This window comes from Halomonas sp. AOP7-E1-9 (genome assembly GCF_052376035.1).
Lineage (GTDB): Bacteria > Pseudomonadota > Gammaproteobacteria > Pseudomonadales > Halomonadaceae > Vreelandella > Vreelandella citrativorans.
Genome location: NZ_JBQSVC010000004.1, coordinates 108,508 through 129,902, shown reverse-complemented (window position 1 = coordinate 129,902; position 21,395 = coordinate 108,508). Strand labels below are relative to the sequence as shown.

Sequence of the window (21,395 nt, the reverse complement as noted above, 5' to 3'; positions counted from 1 at the left end):
CCATTTGTTTATAATAAATAATCTTAAACAGGCAGTTCTTTGGGAGTTACGTTATCGAGCTCAACGGAGAGCTGCTTGATTCAGCGTGCCAGATACTTGACTCAACAGTTCACTTACGACTATTGACGTATACCCCTGTCAGAGTGATGACGAAAACGCGCACTACGGCTAATTATTAATATATTATCAACCAAGCGGCCGGTATCTTTCATGTTTACCATCAGCGACGATACCCCGGTGGGTGAGGAGGCCTTTTGAAGAGTGCCGTAGCCTCGGAGGGCGGCTGGCTGTCGACGAGTCAACGATCCCTTGCTGAACGCCATCAATTTTGGCGCGAGTGTGTCAACGAATGCATCATTGATGTCGACTTTCCAGACGATGCCGACCATCCCATCGAGGCATCGCTTCGTCATACGAATCTGGAGCTGGTGCGCTTGAATCAGATACGCGCCAGACGACACTCCGTCCAGCGAAGCCTGGCCAACATCGCCAAGGACGGTCGCCATTCGGTCTTTATATGCTTCATGCTGTCGGGCCACGGCTTCTCCTACCAAGGCACTCGCTGCGCCCAACACGCGCCGGGGGATATTGTCATTTACGATACTCGCATACCCTATGGCCATGGATTCGCCGGCGATATGGAAATGCTGATCGTCGACCTCCCTGGTGAGTTGGCACACCAGCATCTGAGTGCCTGGCCGCGTGATGAACTGCTTTATCTGGGCCGCGATACGCATATGGCGGCTGACTGCAAGCGACTGTTCGGCTCCCTTGAACCGCTGTTGCAAGCTACCCATGGCCAAAGTGCCCGCCTTGAATGCGCACTGAAGCTGCTTGAACAGCTAGGTACGCTGGTGGGGCGCCTGTACGCCAGCGACAACCAGCCAGCGCTCTGGCGTCAGGTCGAACGCCATGTTCTACAACATCTTCAAGACGAGCTGACCGCCGACGGCCTGGCTCGGACGCTCAATACCTCGAGACGCACGCTTTATCGCCTTTTTGCCACCCAAGGAGTGAGCGTACAAAACTACATCTGGCAGCAGCGTCTGGCCCAGTGCCGAAAAACGCTGCATAGCCGTCATCAGGTCAATCGCAGCATCAGCGAGATTGCCTTCGAGTGCGGGTTCAACGACGCAGCGCACTTCAGCCGACGCTATAAGGCGTATTACGGCGAAACCCCTCAGCAAACCCGCAGCGCGCTTCAGGGCAAGGCCGGCCACCCGACGGCTGAATCCTCCCGCCACTGAAAACTCAAAATACCCGGTGTACGCCGCTGTTACTTGGCCCAGGCGATGGCGGTGAAGTAAAAAAGCGAAAAACTAACGAAAAAAGCCGACCCGGAGGTCGGCAACGAGAGATGCTCTTTAAAAGCGGCACTAGAGCCAGACCAGCGAGAGCGCCGGAATGAAGACCACCAAAACGATACGGATCACATCGGCACCGATGAAGGGCAGAATGCCGCGGCTGACCGTCGAGAGCGTGGCGCTTTTGCTGTACTTCTGCACGATGAACAGATTCATACCCATGGGGGGCGTGATCAAACCTATCTCGACCACCATGAGTGCCACGATGCCAAACCAGATAGACTTCTCCGCCCCGCTCAGCCCGAACAGCTCGAGCCCCATGATCACCGGGTAGAAAATGGGAATGGTGAGCAGAATCATCGACAGCGAGTCCATGACGCAACCCAGCAGCAGATACATCACCAGAATCAGCGCCAGCACGGCAAGCGGTGCAAAGCCGCTGCCCAGCACCCACTCCGCCAGAGTGGTAGGGAGCTGGCCAAGGGCCAGGCCGCTGTTGAGTAGATCGGCGCCGATCACGACCAGATAGATCATGGCCGAGGCCTCGGCCGTACCAATCAGACTCTTATAGAACCCGGACAGGCGCATTCCCCCGCGCACGACCGCGTAGATTCCGCAGGCCGCCGCGCCGATGGAGGCTGCTTCGGTGAGGTTGGCCCAACCGCCGTAAAGCCCGACGATGACCACGATGAAGATCACCAGTATCGGCGCGATATCGCGCAGGCTTTTCAGCCGCTGCGTCCAGGAGTGGCGCGGCGCCCGCTCGACGTCGCGCATGGTGCGCATGGCCATGATGCGAATGACCACCATGTAGCCGAGCATCGCCAGCACGCCCGGCAGTATCGCCGCCATGAACAGCGCAGCGATCGACTCCTGGGTCAGCACTGCATAGACGATCAGCGGCACCGACGGTGGAATCAGTATACCCAGCGTTCCCGCTGCCGCCACGGTGCCGGTCGCAAGCTTCTGGCCGTAGTGGTAGCGCTCAAGCTCCGGAAGCGCGACCTGGCTCATGGTGGTGGCTGTGGCCAGCGATGATCCGCAGATGGCCCCAAACCCCGCGCAAGCGCCGGCCGCTGACATCGCAAGTCCGCCCCGCCAGTGGCCAATCCAGCTGGCACAGGCGCGAAACAGCGATGCGGAAAGGCCGCCGTGAATGGCGAACTGTCCCATCAATACGAAGATCGGAATGACCGCCAGGTCGTAGCTTGAAAATCGCGCGTAGGCGAGATTGTTGAGGGTAAATAGCAGCGATCCCAGTTCGCCGTCGTATACCAGCCAATAGCAGACTGCCCCGGCCAGCAGCATGGCCACGCCCACGTGCAGACGCAAGCCCAGCATTACCAGCAGTACACCAAGGGAAATGGCGCCTATTTCGATGCCGCCCATAATCAGATTCCCTCTTCGGTGGTATCGTCAGCACTTGCGTGGTGCAGGCTGCGAATGCCCCTATAGAGTGCGCAAACGCCTAGCATAACGAGCCCCGGCAGCATGGCAGCCTGGGGAATCCATTGAGGAACGCCCAGCTGGGTGCTCTGAGCGTTGTAGGCCAGACTATCCAGTGCCAGCAGCGACGTGCGCCAGACCAGCAGGGCGCTAACCAGCGCCAGCGCCCAGTGGGCGATTGCTAGAAGTGCCCGATTCAGCCCCTCGGGAAACAGCGTTCCCACGATATCGACACGAATATGGCGATCGTTGATTTCACATAGCGGCAGAAAACAAGCCACGGCGACGGCGATCATCATCTGCAATAGCTCAATATCTCCCGACAGTGGCGCCGACCAGAGACGCCGGCCCAGCATTGAAACCAGCGAGATGCCAATCGCACCGACCAGCAAGAGCCCGCCAATCAGCGCCAAAGCAATGGCCGATCTCCTCAGTACTATCTTCATCGTGACGCTCCCCGAAGCTTGCGTAGTGAGCCGCCTACTGCGGCGAAGCCTTGTGCTCGAGCGCCGGTGCTTCTTCCTCGACCAGCGCCGTCAGCGACGCCGCGAGCGCCTGGCGATCGATACCGCCCTGTTGATCGGCGATCCACTGCGCCGCCACGTCCAGGGTATCCTCCTCCATCGCCTGCCAGGCTTCATCGTCGAGCGTGATTACGGTGTGGGCATCGTCGGCGGCGACGTCGTCACGAGCGCGGGTAATCGCTTCGTCCCAGGCGCGGCCAAAGCGTTCGGAAAGCACTTCACCGCTGAGCTCGTCCAGCGCCTGGCGGGCGGCTTCAGGCAGACGGTCGTAGCTTCGCTGATTCATCAGCATGGCGAGCACCGTCACGGTCGGGGTGGCCTGATCGTCGGCGGTGCCGGTGTGGTAGAACGTCACTTCGTTGAGTTTGGTTGGCGGCACGACTTCCCAGGAGGCTGACGCGCCGTCGATCACGCCCTTGGCCAGGGTATCGGCGATTTGCGCCGGCGGCATGCTCACTGCCGAGGCACCCAGCTCGTCGATGATTTGCGATGCCATACGCGTCGATGCCCGCAGACGAAGCCCGCTCATGTCATCGAGGTTCGAAATTGGTGTTTCTCGGGTATGGAAAACGCTGCCACCGTCGCTGTGCACTGCCAGCACCTTGAACTCACGGAAATCGTCGGCGGCCTGCTCTTGGCTGAATCGCCAGGCGATACGGCTGGCATCGACGCCGCCAGCGGGCAGCATGAACGGAAGCTCCAACGCTTCGCTGCGCGGGAAGCGCCCGGCGGAGTAGCCCAGGGCGGTCCAGCCAATATCCACCACTCCGTTGCGAACCGAGTCCGCTAGCTGGGCCGGCGTGCCGCCCAACTGCATGGACGGGTAGATTTGGCAGTTGAGTTCACCCTTGGATCGGCTTGCCAGCTCCTCGCACCAGGGCTCAATCACCTGCTGCTGGGCATTCGACATGGCTGGCAGAAAGTGCATGATTCTGAGCGTCGTGGCAGCCTGGGCGGGCAGCGCTGCCGCCAGCAGTGTGAGCGTAGAAAGTCCCAGCGCGGCGCGCGCGGTGCGGCGAAAAGCGAACGAATGTCGCATGGCAGTCTCCGTTATTGTTGAATTCGAGGCATACGTGAAGAGAACGTTCGATCCGGCGGGATTGCCCGATCGGCCCATGCAAGGAGTGCCCATTAGCGCCTCACTGCAATTCATTAATATATAAATAATTTGGCGTTAAGAAAAAGACATACATTAGTCTTATGCCTTAACGCACGGCACTTGATACCTACTCGAACGCTTCAGCATCCATCATTTGATCATTTAGCGCTCAGCTGTTGCACTTTTCCAACTTCAATAGCGCACTAAAAAAACGCGCCAGGGTGTCGGTCGCCGTGAGCGGCAGCACCTGGGCGACATACTGATCGGGTCGCACCACCACCAGCGCACCGGTAGCGCCGATATCGCGGGCGGCGAAAATATCCGCATCCGAAGAGGTGGCGAAGACGTTTTCCAGATTCGTCAGCCCGAACGGACCCACCGCAGGCTTGAATACCGCGGGTACGGCCGTGATGTCCACCTCGTGATGCGCGCTGGGATAGATCACCTTGACATCGAACCAGTCCACCCAGGTACTGCCCGGCAACGCCGCGTTGAGCGGGGAGTCGGGGGAGTGCGCCAGCCATTCGGCAAGGCGTCGAGTTTTCGAATCGCTCTCGGGGGAGGCGGCGTCGGCAAACACGTAAAGGCGCCACCGCCCATCGGCCTTGGCCTGATGGCCCAGCTGCAGCGGGTTGCCGTCACAAACCCGCGATACCATAGCGGATTTGAAACGCTTGCCGATGGGGAAGCCGGTAGCGAGCGCCTGGTGTTCGGCATCGTGGGTGATCAGAGACGGCGTGTACTCGGTCATGAACCCTGCCGGGAACTCGATGGTACGAGCGTAGAATGCCTCCAGCTCGCCCGGGTCCTCGAACTCTTCGGGGCGCTTGGCCATCATCGCCGACCACTGCTTGTCGAAGTCGATCAGATTCTTCGCCACCGTTTGGCGCTCGGCGGAATAGGTGGAAAGCAGGCGCTCCGGTGCGACACCACAGAGCACATGCCCCAGCTTCCACGCCAGATTGAAGCCGTCCTGCATCGACACGTTCATGCCCTGGCCTGCCTTGGCGCTGTGGGTATGGCACGCATCGCCGGTGATGAACACCCGCGGCAGCCGCCCGGAGGCCGGGTCTTCGACATCATCGAAGCGGTCGGTAAGGCGGTGACCCACCTCATAGACGCTGTGCCAGGCGACGTTTTTAACGTCGAGCGTATAGGGCGAGAGAATGTCGTTGGCCTTGTCGATGATCTGCTCGATGGATGTTTTGCTCACCGCGCTGTTGCCATCGGCTGGCACTTCACCCAGATCCACGTACATGCGAAACAGATGTCCGCCCTCGCGCGGGATAAGCAGGATGCTGCCGCCGGCGTGGGACTGAATGGCGCACTTGGTGCGAATGTCTGGAAAGTCGGTCTTGGCAAGCACATCCATCACTCCCCAGGCGTGATTGGCTTGGTCGCCGGTAAGCGTACAGCCAATGGCGCTGCGCACGGCGCTTCGCGCGCCATCGCAGCCCACCACGTAGCGGGCGCGCACGGTGCGCTCACGCTCCGCGTCCGTATCTGCATTCATGCGTAACGAGACGCTGACCGGGTAGTCGCCGTCGCCGTCGCCATCGATTGTAAGGCCGTTGAACGCGACGCCGAAGTCAGGACGAATGCGCGCCGGACCATTGAGAGCGGCTTCGGCCAAATAGTCGAGCACCCGAGCCTGGTTGACGATCAAGTGGGGAAACTCGCTGATGTCTTCCGGATCATCCGGGGTTCGAGCGCTGCGGATGATGTGCTCGGGCCGTTTCGGATCGGGTTTCCAGAATGCCATCTCGGTGATGCGGTAGGCCTCGGCGGTGATGCGATCGGCAAAGCCGAAGGCCTGGAAGGTTTCGACACTGCGCGCCTGAATGCCATCGGCGTGGCCTATCTCAAGCCGGCCCGGGCGGCGTTCGATGATACGGGTGCGGATACCCGGAAACTGGGCAAGCTGCGCGGCCATGATCATGCCGGCTGGCCCGGTACCCACGATCAAAACGTCCACTTCGTCGGGCAGTTGCTCGGGCCGGTCTACACCTGTACCCGCGGCGGGCTGTCGGCGCGGATCGCCGGATACATAACCGTAATGATGAAATTGCATGATGGCTCCTCTTGATGGGTGACATCCGGGCCTTCGTCGAATCAAGGGGGCAAGCCCGATAGCGTTTGGATGTCGTGACCTTTTTCATGCTGAACACCTCAAGGACCAATGGGGATGTGTTTTACGCCCTCTCGATTGTACTTTTCATAAATATGCCCCCTACCTTGGTCGGTCTGCCAGTCTGGTGCCTCGCTTTTTCGTTAATCTATAAACGATCAGTTAGTCGCGATAATCACGACTGCCCGGTCCAGCAGTGTCCGAAAAGGGCGAAACGAGATTTTGCGTACATCTAAATGATTAGGCGGCCCTGCTTGACACGGTGCCTCTTTTTGATCATTAATATGTTAACAAGTTGAGCGTGGATCCGTTCATTACCCCTTTTTACAGGCTTTAGGAGAACGACGTGCCCCATCTGCATATCGAGTACTCACCCAGCCTTGAGCAGCGCGTTGACGTGCGCGAGGTGTGCCAAGCCGCCCATCGGGTGATGGTGGCGTCAGAGCTCTTTCCGCTGGCCGGTATCCGCGTTCGTGCTTTTGCTGCCGATCACTGCATCGTGGCCGATGACCATCCGGACAACGATTTTCTGGCCATGACCCTGAGTGTCGGTAGCGGGCGCGCCCAAAGTGATCTAAAGGCCGCCGGTGAGCAGCTGTTTGCAGCCGTACAAGACGTACTGGCCGAACCGCTTGCCACCCCACATTTCGCCCTGTCACTGGAAATCCGCGAAATCGATGCCGCGCTGAGCTGGAAAGACACCCCAATCCATGCCCGGCTGTCCCAACAGTAAGCCCTATGCCCCTTCTGGAGGATTCTTGATGAGCCAAGTGAACGACAACATTGCCCGCGCGCAGGACTACATGAAGCGTTTTCGCGACCAGGGCGTCTTGAACCATATCAACGGTGAGTCGGTGCCAGCGGATTCTGGCAAGACGTTCGAGACCCTTTCGCCGGTTGATCTCGCTCCGCTTGCCAACGTCGCCCACGGCGGCGCCAGTGACATCGATCGCGCCGTACAGGCCGCCGAAAAAGCGTTCAAGACCTGGAGCAAGACGCCAGGCAAGGAGCGCCGCGAGATTCTGATCAAGGTCGCCGAGGCTATCGAAGCCCGCGCCGAAGAGATCGCCTTCACCGAGTGCATGGATACCGGGCAGTCGCTGCGCTTCATGTCCAAGGCGGCCATTCGCGGCGCGGCCAACTTCCGTTACTATGCCGATCAGGCGCCTCAGGCCGAGGATGGTCAGGCGCTGCGCAATGACACCCAGATGAACGTGACCTCCAAGCGCCCGCTGGGCCCGATCGCCGTCATCACGCCGTGGAACACGCCGTTCATGCTCTCGACCTGGAAAATCGCCCCGGCCTTGGCCTCGGGCTGCACCGTGGTCCACAAGCCGGCGGAATTCTCGCCGATGACCGCTAAGCTGCTGGTCGAAATCGCCGAGGAAGCTGGCCTGCCCAAGGGCGTCTTGAACCTCGTTAACGGTATGGGCGAAGACGCGGGCAAGGCCCTGACCGAACACCCCGGCATCAAGGCGATCGCTTTCGTCGGTGAAAGCCGCACCGGCCAGCTGATCATGGCCCAGGCCGCGCCGACACTGAAGCGCTTCCACTTCGAGCTGGGCGGCAAGAACCCGGTTATCGTATTCGAGGACGCCGACCTCGAGCGCGCCGTTAACGCCGCCACCTTCATGATCTACTCGCTCAACGGCGAGCGCTGCACCTCCTCCTCGCGCCTTCTGGTGCACGAAAACATCTACGAGGAATTCACCCGCCGCGTGGCGGAAGTCGCCAACGGCGTGAAGGTCGGTCATCCGCTCGACCCGGACACCGTGGTCGGCCCGTTGATCCACCCGGAGCACGAACAGAAAGTGCTGTCGTACTTCGATAAGGCGCGTGAAGAGGGGGCCACTATCGCCGCCGGCGGCGAAAAGGTCGGTGAAGAAGGCTGCTTCGTACGCCCGACGCTGTTCACCAACGCCACCAACGACATGAAAATCGCTCAGGAAGAGATCTTTGGACCGGTGCTGACCGCCATTCCGTTCAAGGATGAAGAAGAGGCGCTGCGCCTGGCCAACGATACCCAGTACGGCTTGGCCGCTTACCTCTGGACCAGCGACCTTGACCGCGCCATGCGCCTGACCGACGAGCTGGAAGCGGGCATGATCTGGGTCAACTCCGAGAACGTGCGCCACTTGCCGTCGCCCTTCGGCGGCGTGAAGTCCTCCGGCATCGGCCGCGACGGCGGTGACTGGTCATTCGATTTCTATATGGAGACGGTCAATGTCTCCTTCCCGCGCAAGGTGCACCAGGTGCCGAAACTCGGGTGACGCCGTTGTCGCAGGGCGGCGCGTGCCGCCCTGTTTGCCGAACACCCGTTTGTCGAAAAAAGGAGTCTCGTCATGCCTATTCCAACGCCCAATCTCTACCCTCCGTTCAACATCATTCGGCTGAGTCATGTCGTGTTCGGCGTTCGTGACCTGAAGAAGAGTCGTCACTTTTACGTCGATACGCTCGGTCTTCAAGTCACCGATGAAGACGACAAGCGTATCTATCTGCGTGCGATGGAAGAGCGCGGCCACCACTGTATCGTGCTGGAAAAAAGCGACGCCGCGACCGTTCAATCGCTGTCGTTCAAAGTCTTTGACGAGCAGGAACTCGACAAGGCGCACGACTGGTTCAAGGATCAAGGCCACCCGGTCGAGTGGGTCGAGCGCCCCTACCAGGGCCGCACGCTGCGCACCACCGACTGCTTCGATGTTCCAATCGAACTCTACTTCCAGATGGACCGGCTCGCGCCGATCCATCAGCAGTACGCGCTCTATAAAGGCGTCAAGCCGCTGCGCATCGACCACTTCAACCTGTTTTCGCCCAGCGTCGACAAGGCGGTCGAGTTCTACAACCAGCTCGGCTTTCGCGTCACCGAGTACACCGAGGACGAAGAGAGCGGCAAGCTGTGGGCGGCTTGGACCCACCGCAAGGGCGGCGTGCACGACATGGCCTTCACCAACGGCCGCGGCCCGCGCCTGCACCACACCGCGTTCTGGGTGCCCACACCGCTGAACATCATCGATCTGTGCGATCTGATGGCCACCACCGGCTACGTTGCCAACATCGAGCGCGGCCCGGGCCGTCACGGCATTTCCAATGCCTTCTTCCTGTACATCCTCGACCCGGACGGCCACCGCATCGAGATCTACTGCTCGGACTACCAGACCGTTGATCCGGACCTTGAGGCGATCAAGTGGGATCTGAAGGATCCGCAGCGCCAGACGCTGTGGGGTGCTCCGGCACCGCGCTCCTGGTTCGAACACGGTTCCGAGTTCGAGAATCTCGAGCCGGTGGATTCCCAACTCAACGCAACGCCGATCGTCGCGCCCTGAGCCGGGGCCTTACGTCGCACCATTGACTCAAAGGGCCCGGGACCGCTCGGGCCATCAGGAGACTGTTCATGAGTAACGCCCTTCCGCCTCGCCTCGCTTCCTTCCGTGCCAATGGTGCTGACCGCTACGGTGTCGTTACCGACAGCGGCATCGTCGACCTGACACCGGAGTTCGGTGCCCGCTTCAAGGGACTCAAGGAAGTGATCGAGGCCGGCGCCATCGATGAGTTGCTCGGCGCCGCCGACGGCCGCAGCCCAAGCTACCGCGAAGAAGACGTCACCTACCTGATTCCGATCGTCAACCCAGAGAAGCTGATTTGCGTCGGCGTCAACTTCCCCTCGCGCAACGAGGAGTATAAGGACGGCCAGGCCGCGCCGAGCAAGCCGTCGCTGTTCATCCGCTTCCCACGCAGCTTTGTTGGCCACAACGAAAACCTCGTGCGCCCGCCGGAGAGCGAACAGCTCGACTACGAAGGCGAAGTCACTATCGTGATCGGCAAGGGCGGTCGCCGTATTTCCCGCGAAAAGGCCTATGAGCATATCGCCGCACTGACGCTGTGCAACGAAGGCACCATTCGCGACTGGGTGCGCCACGCCAAGTTCAACGTCACCCAGGGCAAGAACTTCGATGCTACCGGTGCCATCGGCCCTTGGCTTGTGCCGTTCAAGCGCGCGGAGCAGCTTGATGACATCGAACTGACCACCCGGGTCAACGGCGACGTCCGTCAGAACGATCGCACCTCACGCATGATGTTCGATTTCCGCTACATCGTGAATTACGTCTCGACCTTTACCACTTTGGTGCCGGGTGATGTCATCGTCTGCGGCACGCCCACCGGCGCCGGCGCCCGTTTCGAGCCGCCGATCTGGCTCAAGCCCGGCGACGTTGTCGAGGTGGAAGCCGAGGGTATCGGCAAATTGATCAACGGCGTGGAGGATGAACGTCATGGCGCTCACTGAGACGCAAATCAACGACGCGGCAGAGGCGCTGCTCGAGGCAGAGAAAAGTCGCGAGCAGATCGGGCTGCTGTCAAAGGCCTATCCGAACATGACACTGGATGATGCCTACGCGATCCAGACCGCCCAGATGGAGCGAAAGAAGGGTGAGCACGACATCATCGGCTGGAAAATCGGCCTGACGTCCAAGGTGATGCAGGATGCGCTCGGTATCGACACGCCGGACAGCGGCGTGCTCTATGACTACATGCGCTTTGACAGCGGCGCCGTGATTCCGAAGGGCCACTTCATCCAACCGCGCATCGAGGCTGAGATTGCCTTTGTCATGAAGGCACCGCTGGAAGGTGAGGTCACGCGCGAGGACGTGCTGGCCGCCACCGACTACGTGACACCGGCCATCGAGATTCTCGATACCCGTATCGTCAGAAAGGACGCAGAGACCGGTCAAGCGCGGGTGATCTTTGATACCGTCTCCGATAACGCCGCCAACGCTGGCATCGTGCTGGGCAGTGAGCGCCACGACCCGCGGGCGCTGGATTTACGCTGGGTCGGCTCGATCGTCAAGCATAACAACGACGTGGTGGCCACGGGCCTAGGCGCCGGCGTGCTGGACGATCCGGTCACCGGGCTCGTCTGGCTGGCGCGGCGCATGGCGACTTACGGTCAGCGTATCGAGGCCGGCCAGGTCATCCTGTCAGGCTCGTTCATCGGCCCGGTCGAATGCCCGTCCGGCAGCCGGATCGAAGCCGACTACGGCCCGTTCGGGTTCGTGTCATTGACATTTGACTAGACGACACACCCGCTATTCACGAACGGGCGGATCGCAACGGTAACCCGAGGGGGTGGTACCCGAATGACGCGCAAAGAATCGACAGAAGTAGGCGGGGTCCTTGAACCCGAGCTGGTAGGCGATCTCGTTGACGCTCATGCGGGTGAAGATCAGAAGGCGCCGCGCCTCCTGCATCACCCGGTCGTGAATCACCCGTTTGCTGGGCACCCCGGCGATGCGTCGACAGACGCTGTTGAGGCGCGCCTCGGTAACGTTGAGAGCGCGGGCATAGTTCGCCAGCGTCCAGTGCGCCTGATAGCGGGCCTCGATCTCCAGATTGAAGCGGTGAAACAGCGACAGCTCGTCGTGACGCACGTTCTGGGCTTTGAGCGAGTTGGCCGACAGTCGAAACAGGCCGATGAAAATCAGCCGCGTCAGGGTGATCAGCGCCGCCTCCCGGCCTGGCCGGTCGGCCTCGAACTCGAGGCGCAGCTCGTCAAAAAGCCGTTCGATGCGACTCACTTCCGGTCTCGTCACGTCGCTGACCCGGCCGGTCGCCACGCACACCGGGGTCACGGTCGAGGCGTCGCCCAGCTCGGGAATCTCTTCGAGCAGCGACCACACCAGCTGCTGGCGCACCGTCAGCACATGGCCGTCGCTGCCGTCTTCGGTGGTAAAGGAGTGGGGCACGGTCGGCGGCGTCAGAAAAAACATCGGCCCCTGCTGGTGAAATTGCCGCTCGTCCAGATAGACCCGTACCATGCCGCTTTTGACGTAGTGCACCTGAAAGAACCGGTCATGATGATGGACCGGCATGTTGCGCCCGTAGAAATCCGCCATGCGACCCAGCGCATCGTAATGCACCGTCGCATCGGCATAGCGCTGGTCGTACTCCTGACCAATCGTGATATTGGGAATGAGATCCAGCGCCATGATTGTTCTCCTGAGCTTGCGCGGTGTTACCGTCCGACAGGCCTCTATATTAACCACCGACGGGTGCTTCGCTCCATAACGTTGCCTGCCTGCCGTGCAGGCCGCCTTGACCAGCCCGTCCGTTTCAAGGAATTTTCTCATGGGTGAAATCGTACTTGCTGCCAAGATCACGCACGTCCCCTCGATGTACCTCTCCGAGCAGCCCGGACCGCATCATGGCTGTCGCGCCGAAGCGATCGCCGGTCACAAGGAGATCGCTCGTCGCGCCCGTGAACTCGGCGCCGACGTCGCCGTGGTCTTTGACACGCACTGGTTGGTCAACAGCGGCTATCACATCAACTGCGGCGATCATTTTGAAGGTATCTATACCAGCAACGAGCTGCCGCACTTCATTCAGAACATGGCCTACAAGTACGACGGCTGCCCCGACCTGGGCCGGGCGATCGCCGAGTACGCCAACGACTCCGATATTCGCACCATGGCGCACAATATCGAGAGCCTCAAGCTCGAATACGGCACCTTGGTGCCCATGCGCTACATGCACATGGATGTGCCGGAAGAGCAGCCCTTCAAGGTGATCTCCATCGCCGCCTGGGATGCCTGGCACGACCTGAACGACAGTATTCGCTTCGGCGCCGCCGTGCGTCAGGCGATCGAGGCAAGCGATCACAAGGTGATGGTGCTGGCCTCCGGGTCGCTTTCCCACCGCTTCAGCGACAACGTCAATGCGCTCGAGAACCTGCACCGCTGGACCCGCGAATTCGACCGCCAGATGGATATGCGCGTGGTCGAGCTATGGCGCGAAGGTAAGTTTGACGAGTTTCGCAAGATGCTGCCGGAGTACGCCCAGCACTGCTACGGCGAGGGCGGCATGCACGACACCGCGATGCTGATGGGCGTGCTCGGCGAGGGCTATGACCGTCCGGCCGAAATCCTGACCGCGCCGTTCGGCAGCTCCGGTACCGGTCAAATAAACGCCGTTTTCCCGATGTAAAGCGATACGCCAACTTTCAAGGAGTGCCTTATGGACATGCCCAGCAATACCTTCAAGCAGGCCATTGGCAACCAGCAAGCCCAGATCGGTCTCTGGCTGGGGCTTGCCAACGGCTACTGTGCCGAGCTTGCCGCCAACGCCGGTTTCGACTGGCTTTTGATTGACGGCGAACACGCCCCAAACGATCTGCGCACCATTCTAGAGCAGCTTCAGGCCGTGGCGCCTTATCCGGTCCAGCCGGTAGCGCGCCCGCCGGTGGGTGACGCGGCGACGATCAAGCAATACTTGGATCTTGGCGTTCAGACGCTGCTGGTGCCGATGGTCGATACCGCCGAGCAGGCCCGCGAACTGGTGCGCGCCACTCGCTATCCGCCGGTCGGCATCCGCGGGGTGGGCAGTGCTCTGGCGCGCGCCTCGCGCTGGAACTCGATTCCGGGCTATCTCGATCACGCCGATGAAGAGGTCTGCCTGCTGGTACAGATCGAAACCAAAGAGGGGCTGGAAAATCTGGATGAAATTGCCGCTGTCGAGGGCGTCGACGGCGTTTTCATCGGGCCGGCTGATCTAAGCGCTTCGCTCGGCCACCGCGGTGATCCGGGGCACGACAACGTGCAGCGTGCCATCGAAGACGGTATTGGCCGCATTCAGCAGGCTGGCAAGGCCGCGGGCATTCTCTCGGCCAACAAGACGTTGGCCAAGCGCTACCTCGAACTGGGTGCCACCTTCGTGGCCGTGGGTGTGGATACCAGCCTGTTGATGGGCTCGCTGAAAACACTGGCTGGCGAGTTCAAGGACGGTGATGTTCCGACCACGCCCGCCTCATCGGTGTACTGATTACGCGACGGCTCCCCGTTTTTGTTTTCACCTGGGCCTGTGCATGTCAGGCCCTCAATTTCGGAATGACTCATGAATCTCAACGACACTCGTCTGCTACGCCAACAGGCCTACATTAACGGCCAATGGCTCGATGCTGACAACGGCGACACTTTTGATGTGACCAATCCGGCCAACGGCGATACCGTTGCCACCGTAGCCCGTGTGGGCACGGCCGAAACCCAGCGTGCCATTGATGCTGCCCAAAAGGCGCTTCCGGCATGGCGTGACATGACCGCCAAGGCCCGCTCGCTCATTCTCAAGCGCTGGTTCGCGCTGATGCAGGAGCACAAGGAAGACCTGGCCCGCATTCTAAGCGCGGAGCAGGGCAAGCCGCTGGCCGAGAGCCGCGGTGAGGCCGACTATGGCGCCAGCTTCATCGAGTGGTTCGCCGAGGAAGGTAAGCGCGTCTACGGCGATGTGATCCCCAACGACAAGCCCGACCGTCGGCTGGTGGTGATCAAGCAGCCAGTGGGCGTGGTCGCGGCGATCACGCCGTGGAACTTCCCCATCGCCATGATTACCCGAAAGGCTGGCCCTGCACTGGCCGCTGGCTGCACGATGGTTCTGAAGCCTGCCTCCGAGACTCCGCTTTCCGCGCTGGCGCTGGCCGAGCTTGCCGAGCGCGCAGGCGTACCTGCCGGGGTGTTCAACGTGGTGGCCGGACGCGCCGGCGAGATTGGTACCGAGCTCACCCACAGCGAAACCATCCGCAAGCTCTCCTTTACCGGCTCCACCGAGATCGGCCGTCAACTGATGGAAGAGTGCGCTGGCACGATCAAGAAGGTGAGCATGGAGCTGGGTGGCAATGCGCCCTTTATCGTGTTCGATGACGCCGACTTGGACGCGGCGGTCGAAGGCGCGATTGCCTCGAAATTCCGTAACAGCGGCCAGACCTGCGTTTGCACCAACCGGTTTCTGGTTCACGATGCGGTCTACGATGCCTTCAGCGAAAAACTGGTCGCCGCCGTCAAGGCGCTCAAGGTCGCCGCTGCCGAAGAAGAGGGCGCCCAGCAGGGGCCGTTGATCAATCAAAAAGCCGTCGATAAGATACGCGCCCACATCGACAACGCCGTCGGCCACGGCGCGAAGGTGCTCTGCGGCGGCGAGTCTCACGCGCTGGGCGGCAACTTCTTCGAGCCGACGGTCCTGGGTGAGGTGACGAAGGCGATGGACGTAGCCGGTGAGGAGACTTTCGGCCCGCTCGCACCGCTGTTTCGTTTCAGCACCGAGCAGGAGGCCATCGCCATGGCCAACGACACGCCTTTCGGCTTAGCCGCCTACGTCTACACGCAGAACCTGGGACGCAGCTGGCGCATGGGCGAGGCACTGGAGTACGGCATGGTCGGCATCAACGAGGGCCTCATCTCGACAGAAGTTGCTCCGTTTGGCGGCATCAAGGCCTCGGGCGTTGGTCGTGAAGGCTCCCACTACGGCATCGAGGATTATCTCGAAATCAAGTATCTGTGCATGGGAATCAAGTAGACAGTCATTACATTATAGTTGATATGATCTGAATGGTCGGCCCCGGCTCGCGCATGAGGGCCGGTCACTTCTGGTTCGTTGCATCACTTCTGGTCGCTGAAAAAGCGCCATTTTGGATATCCAGATGCCATGCGTCAGGTCATGTAGCAAGCGAGTGAGTGTGGTATTGTCCGCTCCTTGATAAGACTCCGCTTTACACCTATCTTCGGCGATTCTATGACAAGAGCCGCTATCGTCTCGGAATTTTTTAGAAAAAGGCAGCACATGTCGCGTCCGACTCCTTCAATGACTCTGGCACTGCTTCAAGCCCGTGAATCCGCCATGGATTTTTTCCGGCCACACCTTAACCACAACAACATTACCGAGCAGCAGTGGCGCGTTATTCGCATCCTGTGGCAAGCCGAAGAGCAGACGCTGGAGAGCTACCAGTTGGCCGAGCTTGCCTGCATTCTACGCCCGAGCCTGACCGGGGTGCTGGTGCGTCTTGAGCAGAATGGGCTGGTCAGTCGCTGGAAGCCCGAAAACGACCAGAGACGGCTTTGCGTCACTCTGACCCCCCAGGGGAATGAGCTGTTCGACAGCATGAAAGGGGAAATGATGCGCCAATACCAGAAAATCCAGAAGCGGCTTGGCCCGGAGAAATACCGCACCTTGATGAGCCTGCTGGATGAAGTGCAGAAGCTGGAACCAGATGATTGATGATTCTATAAACGTAAATCCGAGCCTTATTGATGGGTACGCGCTACGGACTGAAATGATACTGCTCGACACGCCATCGTTTTCCAGTTTGATCAAGAATATCTTTTCCCTGGCCACCTGATGGAGCAGATCGCTCTGATAACCAGCAGGCGCTTAAGGCCTTTGTCCGCCTGTACTGCAGAACGACCTATTACCCGGTGGGCACCTGCCGCATGAGGCTGGACGCCGAGCGCTCGGTGGTGCGCCCCCTTAAGCTGAACGTTCACAGCGTGGAAGGACTTCGCGTTATCCATTGCCCCATCTTCCCTAATCTGCCCGGCGGCAATACCAATGTTCCGACCATTGCGGTGGCAGATACAGCCGCCGACATCATGATCAATGCTGCATGAAAAGCGCTGTCTAAATCAAAAAGGGCACTCCAATGGAGCGCCCCGGTATTGATGACAGACTATATTGGCTTGGGTCACGCGTTATTTCAGACCCTGCTGAACATCCATCAGCGTTTTCCAGAGGGTGTCGAGCCAGTCGAGATGCTCGGGCTTCATCAGTGCCGAGCGCAGGCACACCGTGTACTCGCTATCCACGACGATCTCCGGGCAGGCCTTCTGGATCAGATGCGACGGATAATTGAACGCGGCGAGATAAAGATCTTGCGCCTCGGCCTGTTCAAACATCTGCTGGGATAGGCGCGATACCTCGCTGGTTGAGCCGGCTTTGGGCGCCCAGATGACAATATCCAGATCCGGCGCCAGCGGCACGATGAACTCGTCGCTGTCCACCAGCTTCTGATACAGCCCGACGGCGGCGCCGCGGCACTGATCCAGCCCGCGGGCGAACTCACCCTCCCTGACGATGGGCAGCATCTGCATGGTGGCCCACAAGGCGACGGCAGAAGCGCCGGCACGCGAGCACTCCAAGCTGATTTCACCAAGGTGTAGCTCATCGGAGCTGAAATAGGTATAGGGCGAATCGTGTTTGTAGAAGGCGCCGACGGCAGGATCCCTGAACACAATGCAGCCGCAGCCGTAGGGCTGTAACCCGTGCTTGTGCGGATCAATGACGATGGAGTCCGCCTGATCGATGCAGGCAAACGCTTCACGCGCGTGATCCGGAAGCGAGTCGATCAGCTTGTAGTAGCCGCCATACGCCGCATCGACATGAACCCGAAAGCCATAGCGTGGCTGCAGCCGGAGGATTTCCGGCAGGGGGTCGACGGCGCCCACACCGGTCGTTCCCAGAGTCACGACAACGGTGCCGACATCTCCTTTCTTCAGCATGTCTTCCAGGGCCGCCGTATCCATTCTGGCCCTGTCGTCCACAGCCACCGAGTCGAAAGGCACCTTCAAAACGCCACAGATTCGATGATGGGTGTAGTGGGCCTGCTGGGAGGCCACCACCTTCTTGTCGGGATGAATTTGGCTGGCCACCCACAGCGCTTCAAGGTTGGCCATCGTGCCGCCACTAGTGAGATGGCCAAGATGGCTTGTCCAGCCGAACATTTTGGCAATGTCCTGAACCACCTCTTTTTCCATGGCGGAGCTTGCCTTGCCGCCATCGAGGGCATGATTGTTCGGGTTGATCCACATCGCCATCATGTAGGCCATGCGAGCGATGGGGTGAGGCGGCTTGAGCATCTGGCCGGCGTATTGAGGATGCGGATAGGGGTAATTATCCCACATCTTCTCGGCAACCTGCGCCATGACCTCACTGGCCTTTTGCCGGTCATATTGCGTCTCGAACGCCGGCAGATGCTCATATCCCCTGGCAAGGGTGGTCAGGGACTCTTTCAGTATGTCGATGCTGCGTTCTTCAAACATGTCGTTCTCCTTGATTCAGGGGCCGAAGTGGGCCATGCATACGTGGTTAAAGGGAGGCAATGATCATGATCACGATGAAGCACGGGACAATGCACCGCACCGAGATCCGGAAGGGCTTGATGATCGGGCTGTCACCGAACATGTCACGCAACTGAGTGCCTTTCAGACAGAACCCGCAAAACAGCGCCGTGGCCAGCCCGCCCAGCGGCATCATGATGTTGGCGGTCAGGCCATCGAGGGCATCAAAGAGCGTTCTGTCGGCGAAGACGGGAGCATTCCAGAGGTTGAAGGACAGGGCCGCGGCCGTACTTAATAGCCACAGCAGCGCAACGATCACGGTAGCGGCTTGGGTCCGCGACAGACGACTCTTTTGCTCCAGCCAGGCCACGGAGGGCTCCATCAACGAAATGGATGTCGTCAGGGCGGCGATGAACAGCATAAAGAAGAACGCGGCGCCGAAGATTTGTCCAAAGGGAATATGGCCAAAGACCAACGGCAATGACATGAAGATCAGACCGGGCCCGGCGTTTGGCGCAAGACCGTACTCCATGACCAGCGGAAAGATGGCAAGACCTGCCGCCAGCGCGACCAGCGTATCGATCACGGCCACCATGATGGCGGTTTTGGGAATCGAGGCGTGGGAAGGCATATACGCGCCATAGGTCACCATCGACCCCGACGCCAGGCTCAGCGTAAAGAAGGCATGACCGATGGCCACCAGAATGGCGTTCAGGCTCAACTTGCTGAAATCAGGAAAGAACAGAAATTTGGCGGCTTCGGAGAAACTCCCATGGCTGATCGAATAGCCTACCAGAATCAGTAACACCACCAGCAGCATGGGCATCAGCCAATTGATTGCTTTTTCGATCCCCCCCTGAATGCCTGCACGAACGATCATGTGAGTCGCTAATAGAAACAGGGAGCCAAAAATGATGAGAAGGGTCGGAGCGCTTAGAAGATGATCAAAGGTCTGACTGGTAAACGATTGAGTGATCCGATCCGCCGCCGAGAATTCACCCGTGACCGTCAGCCAGAAATAGTAGAGACACCAGCCGGCCACGACCGTATAAAAGGAAAGAACCAGGAAGCTGGTCAGGATAGCTACACCGCCGGTCCAGCGCCACGCCGAATGCCTTCCCGCCCTCTGGCTCAGGTCGCCATAGGCATCCAGCGCATTCTTCCGCGTTGCCCTGCCAATACCTATTTCGGCCATTAGCAGTGGTATACCAAAGCCCACCACGCAAAAGAGATAGACCAGGAAGAATGCACCGCCGCCGTTTTCACCCGTGACATAGGGAAACTTCCAGATATTTCCTAGCCCGACCGCCGACCCCGAGGCGGCCATGATAAACGTCAATCGGCCTTTCCAGATAGGCGTTGCCATACTCCCTTCGGCACCTGACATTACCCTCGATGAAACATCGTGACTCATTTTCAACCTCCGACATTATTATTCTTACGGTTACGAACGTATCGCCGTTTATCGGATGGGTGAAATGACTATTGAGCATTTACGGCTAGCGCTAAACTCATACCCTCTTGAGCCTCTAGTCCCAAAATAAATAATGGGGCCGGAAGCGTAATGCCGGTCAATTTAGTTTTTCATTCACTGGCTGACGTTATAATAGTCCGGCATCAGCGACTTACTGATACCGAATTTTTTATATATTTCAGTCAGGCTAGGGATGACATTGCCCATATAAGCTTCGATCACTTTTTTATTATTAATGGGTTATCGATACTACCTGTGGTGCCGTCCGGCCGTGTGCGTATGGTAGTGAAAGCTATGACGGAGATGGCGCTATCGTTTATACTTCGGGAGTGGCTTTACTCTCGGGCTGCTTGGGTACGACATCAAAAATATCCAGTCAGAAATAAGCCAGTCAGCACTAACTAACTGGCATTAGTGTCGGAAGTGTGGTTGTTAATGCAAACTTTTTAACATTTCCTTTATCCCTATGCTATGACGACAGGCAGTTCATCTTTAATAATAAGTTGGCCCGTGATGGCACAGGCTTTCTGGTACGGGAAGGTCGTGTGGTAAAACTGAACCTTAATCTACTGCATACCCTAAAGGTCATTCTTGAGCAGAGAAACCTGACGCGCTCTGCTCAGGAACTGCGTCTGACACAGTCAGCCATCAGCCGCCAGCTTTCCCAGCTTCGGGGTTATTTTGATGACCCCCTTCTGGTTCGGGAAGGCAATGACTATTTTCTGACGGCACTGGCGCAGCAGCTCAAGCCCAGAGTGCTTGAGATACTGGAAAGCATCAACGATCTTCGTCAAAAGGAGCAGTTCGACCCACAGCTGTGTCAGCGGCGCTTTTCCTTTGCCTGCACCGATTATGTGGCCAACTTTATCTTTCCTGAACTGCTGTCAGTGTTGGAGGGTTATCGAGCCGGCATCGATCTGAATTATCAGATATGGCAGCCGGAATGGCTGGTCAATCTTGGCGCAAGGCCGCTGGATTTTGCCGCTACGATGACCAACGATGTGCCGGCCAATATTTACGGCGTGCACTTGGGTAACGATATCCCCGTCGTTTTGATGAACAAGGAACATCCTCTCATAAATAAGGCACTATCCATCGACAGCATGCTGAAGCATGCGTTTGTGAGGATTACTGCCGGTGGGGAAAAGGACGGGTTCTTCGACATTGAAATGAACCGTCTTCACAGGAAAAGACGTATCGCCTTTGAGGTGCCCTTTTTTTCTGCAGCCTTCAATGTCGTCAGCGAAACCTCAATGCTTCTGATCGTACCCAGACATATTGCCAGAAAGGCTTCGGAAATCTATCCCATCACCTGGAAATCCCTGCCTCTGAGCCAGGTGCCCGAACACGATTATTACCTGATCTGGCACTGCATTCATCACAATGATGCGGCGCACCGCTGGATGAGAACCATTATTGCCGATCATCTGCAGAACTCGATGTTTTCGCTGCGTCATTCGACAGACTGAGCGACTCGACGTTGAGACATGTCGCCTTCGTCAGCCATACTCGGCTATTTGAGGCTATGAGGGACCTTGCCCTCCAAGGGCAAC

At 58.9% G+C, this 21,395-nt stretch carries 19 protein-coding genes; 12 read left to right on the top strand and 7 right to left on the bottom strand.

What is annotated here, in order from left to right:
* The first annotated feature begins 254 nt into the window (after positions 1-254).
* Positions 255-1,247: a helix-turn-helix domain-containing protein gene (locus ACT3R4_RS04115; RefSeq protein WP_441677644.1), complete on the top strand. Its 993-nt coding sequence runs from the start codon at positions 255-257 to the stop codon at positions 1,245-1,247.
* Between the two features lie 129 nt (positions 1,248-1,376).
* Here the strand turns inward: ACT3R4_RS04115 and ACT3R4_RS04110 are convergent, their stop codons facing one another.
* From ACT3R4_RS04110 to ACT3R4_RS04095, 4 genes are all read right to left on the bottom strand, one after another.
* Complete coding sequence (locus tag ACT3R4_RS04110; protein WP_441677645.1) at positions 1,377-2,693, bottom strand: TRAP transporter large permease; 1,317 nt, start codon at positions 2,691-2,693, stop codon at positions 1,377-1,379.
* A 2-nt stretch (positions 2,694-2,695) separates the two neighbouring features.
* Positions 2,696-3,196, bottom strand: coding sequence for a TRAP transporter small permease (locus ACT3R4_RS04105; protein ID WP_441677647.1), 501 nt, complete (start codon positions 3,194-3,196; stop codon positions 2,696-2,698).
* Between the two features lie 34 nt (positions 3,197-3,230).
* Positions 3,231-4,313 carry a TRAP transporter substrate-binding protein gene (locus ACT3R4_RS04100; protein ID WP_441677649.1) on the bottom strand — a complete coding sequence of 361 codons (1,083 nt, stop codon included), beginning with the start codon at positions 4,311-4,313 and terminating at the stop codon, positions 3,231-3,233.
* A gap of 229 nt (positions 4,314-4,542) precedes the next feature.
* Positions 4,543-6,444 carry an FAD-binding monooxygenase gene (locus ACT3R4_RS04095; protein ID WP_441677651.1) on the bottom strand — a complete coding sequence of 634 codons (1,902 nt, stop codon included), beginning with the start codon at positions 6,442-6,444 and terminating at the stop codon, positions 4,543-4,545.
* Positions 6,445-6,847: 403 nt separating this feature from the next.
* On the opposite strand from ACT3R4_RS04095, the gene ACT3R4_RS04090 reads away from it, so the two are divergent.
* From ACT3R4_RS04090 to hpaH, 5 genes are all read left to right on the top strand, one after another.
* Entirely contained in the window at positions 6,848-7,234 is a 387-nt protein-coding gene (locus tag ACT3R4_RS04090; RefSeq protein ID WP_441677653.1) for a 5-carboxymethyl-2-hydroxymuconate Delta-isomerase, read from the top strand.
* A 28-nt stretch (positions 7,235-7,262) separates the two neighbouring features.
* Positions 7,263-8,771, top strand: a complete 1,509-nt coding sequence (gene hpaE / locus ACT3R4_RS04085) for a 5-carboxymethyl-2-hydroxymuconate semialdehyde dehydrogenase (protein ID WP_441677655.1) — start codon at positions 7,263-7,265, stop codon at positions 8,769-8,771.
* A 72-nt stretch (positions 8,772-8,843) separates the two neighbouring features.
* Positions 8,844-9,824, top strand: a complete 981-nt coding sequence (gene hpaD / locus ACT3R4_RS04080; RefSeq protein WP_441677657.1) for a 3,4-dihydroxyphenylacetate 2,3-dioxygenase — start codon at positions 8,844-8,846, stop codon at positions 9,822-9,824.
* A gap of 68 nt (positions 9,825-9,892) precedes the next feature.
* Positions 9,893-10,783, top strand: a complete 891-nt coding sequence (locus ACT3R4_RS04075; RefSeq protein WP_441677659.1) for a fumarylacetoacetate hydrolase family protein — start codon at positions 9,893-9,895, stop codon at positions 10,781-10,783.
* Positions 10,770-11,570 carry a 2-oxo-hept-4-ene-1,7-dioate hydratase gene (gene hpaH, locus ACT3R4_RS04070; protein ID WP_441677661.1) on the top strand — a complete coding sequence of 267 codons (801 nt, stop codon included), beginning with the start codon at positions 10,770-10,772 and terminating at the stop codon, positions 11,568-11,570. Before ACT3R4_RS04075 ends, hpaH begins: the two co-directional genes overlap by 14 nt.
* Before the next feature lie 12 nt (positions 11,571-11,582).
* Here hpaH and hpaA read toward each other — a convergent pair whose 3' ends face one another.
* Positions 11,583-12,482 carry a 4-hydroxyphenylacetate catabolism regulatory protein HpaA gene (hpaA, locus tag ACT3R4_RS04065; protein WP_441677663.1) on the bottom strand — a complete coding sequence of 300 codons (900 nt, stop codon included), beginning with the start codon at positions 12,480-12,482 and terminating at the stop codon, positions 11,583-11,585.
* A 139-nt stretch (positions 12,483-12,621) separates the two neighbouring features.
* Here hpaA and hpaD (ACT3R4_RS04060) point away from each other — a divergent pair, with 139 nt between their 5' ends.
* The 5 genes from hpaD (ACT3R4_RS04060) to ACT3R4_RS04040 all read left to right on the top strand — a co-directional run bounded on the left by hpaD (ACT3R4_RS04060) (position 12,622) and on the right by ACT3R4_RS04040 (position 16,922).
* Complete coding sequence (gene hpaD / locus ACT3R4_RS04060) at positions 12,622-13,476, top strand: 3,4-dihydroxyphenylacetate 2,3-dioxygenase (RefSeq protein ID WP_441677665.1); 855 nt, start codon at positions 12,622-12,624, stop codon at positions 13,474-13,476.
* Between the two features lie 30 nt (positions 13,477-13,506).
* Entirely contained in the window at positions 13,507-14,310 is an 804-nt protein-coding gene (gene hpaI, locus ACT3R4_RS04055; protein ID WP_193056948.1) for a 4-hydroxy-2-oxoheptanedioate aldolase, read from the top strand.
* Between the two features lie 72 nt (positions 14,311-14,382).
* Positions 14,383-15,834: an NADP-dependent succinate-semialdehyde dehydrogenase gene (gabD, locus tag ACT3R4_RS04050; protein ID WP_441677667.1), complete on the top strand. Its 1,452-nt coding sequence runs from the start codon at positions 14,383-14,385 to the stop codon at positions 15,832-15,834.
* A 264-nt stretch (positions 15,835-16,098) separates the two neighbouring features.
* The gene (hpaR, locus tag ACT3R4_RS04045; protein ID WP_441677669.1) at positions 16,099-16,533 is read left to right on the top strand and encodes a homoprotocatechuate degradation operon regulator HpaR; all 435 of its coding nucleotides are present in this window, start codon (positions 16,099-16,101) and stop codon (positions 16,531-16,533) included.
* A gap of 98 nt (positions 16,534-16,631) precedes the next feature.
* Positions 16,632-16,922, top strand: coding sequence for a GMC oxidoreductase (locus ACT3R4_RS04040; RefSeq protein WP_441677737.1), 291 nt, complete (start codon positions 16,632-16,634; stop codon positions 16,920-16,922).
* Positions 16,923-17,003: 81 nt separating this feature from the next.
* On the opposite strand, the gene ACT3R4_RS04035 is transcribed toward ACT3R4_RS04040, so the two are convergent.
* Together ACT3R4_RS04035 and ACT3R4_RS04030 are read right to left on the bottom strand one after the other, a co-directional pair.
* Positions 17,004-18,350, bottom strand: a complete 1,347-nt coding sequence (locus ACT3R4_RS04035) for a pyridoxal phosphate-dependent decarboxylase family protein (protein WP_441677671.1) — start codon at positions 18,348-18,350, stop codon at positions 17,004-17,006.
* Between the two features lie 46 nt (positions 18,351-18,396).
* Positions 18,397-19,782 carry a sodium-dependent transporter gene (locus ACT3R4_RS04030; protein ID WP_441677673.1) on the bottom strand — a complete coding sequence of 462 codons (1,386 nt, stop codon included), beginning with the start codon at positions 19,780-19,782 and terminating at the stop codon, positions 18,397-18,399.
* Positions 19,783-20,387: 605 nt separating this feature from the next.
* On the opposite strand from ACT3R4_RS04030, the gene ACT3R4_RS04025 reads away from it, so the two are divergent.
* Entirely contained in the window at positions 20,388-21,311 is a 924-nt protein-coding gene (locus ACT3R4_RS04025; RefSeq protein WP_441677675.1) for a LysR family transcriptional regulator, read from the top strand.
* The last annotated feature ends 84 nt before the right edge of the window (positions 21,312-21,395 follow it).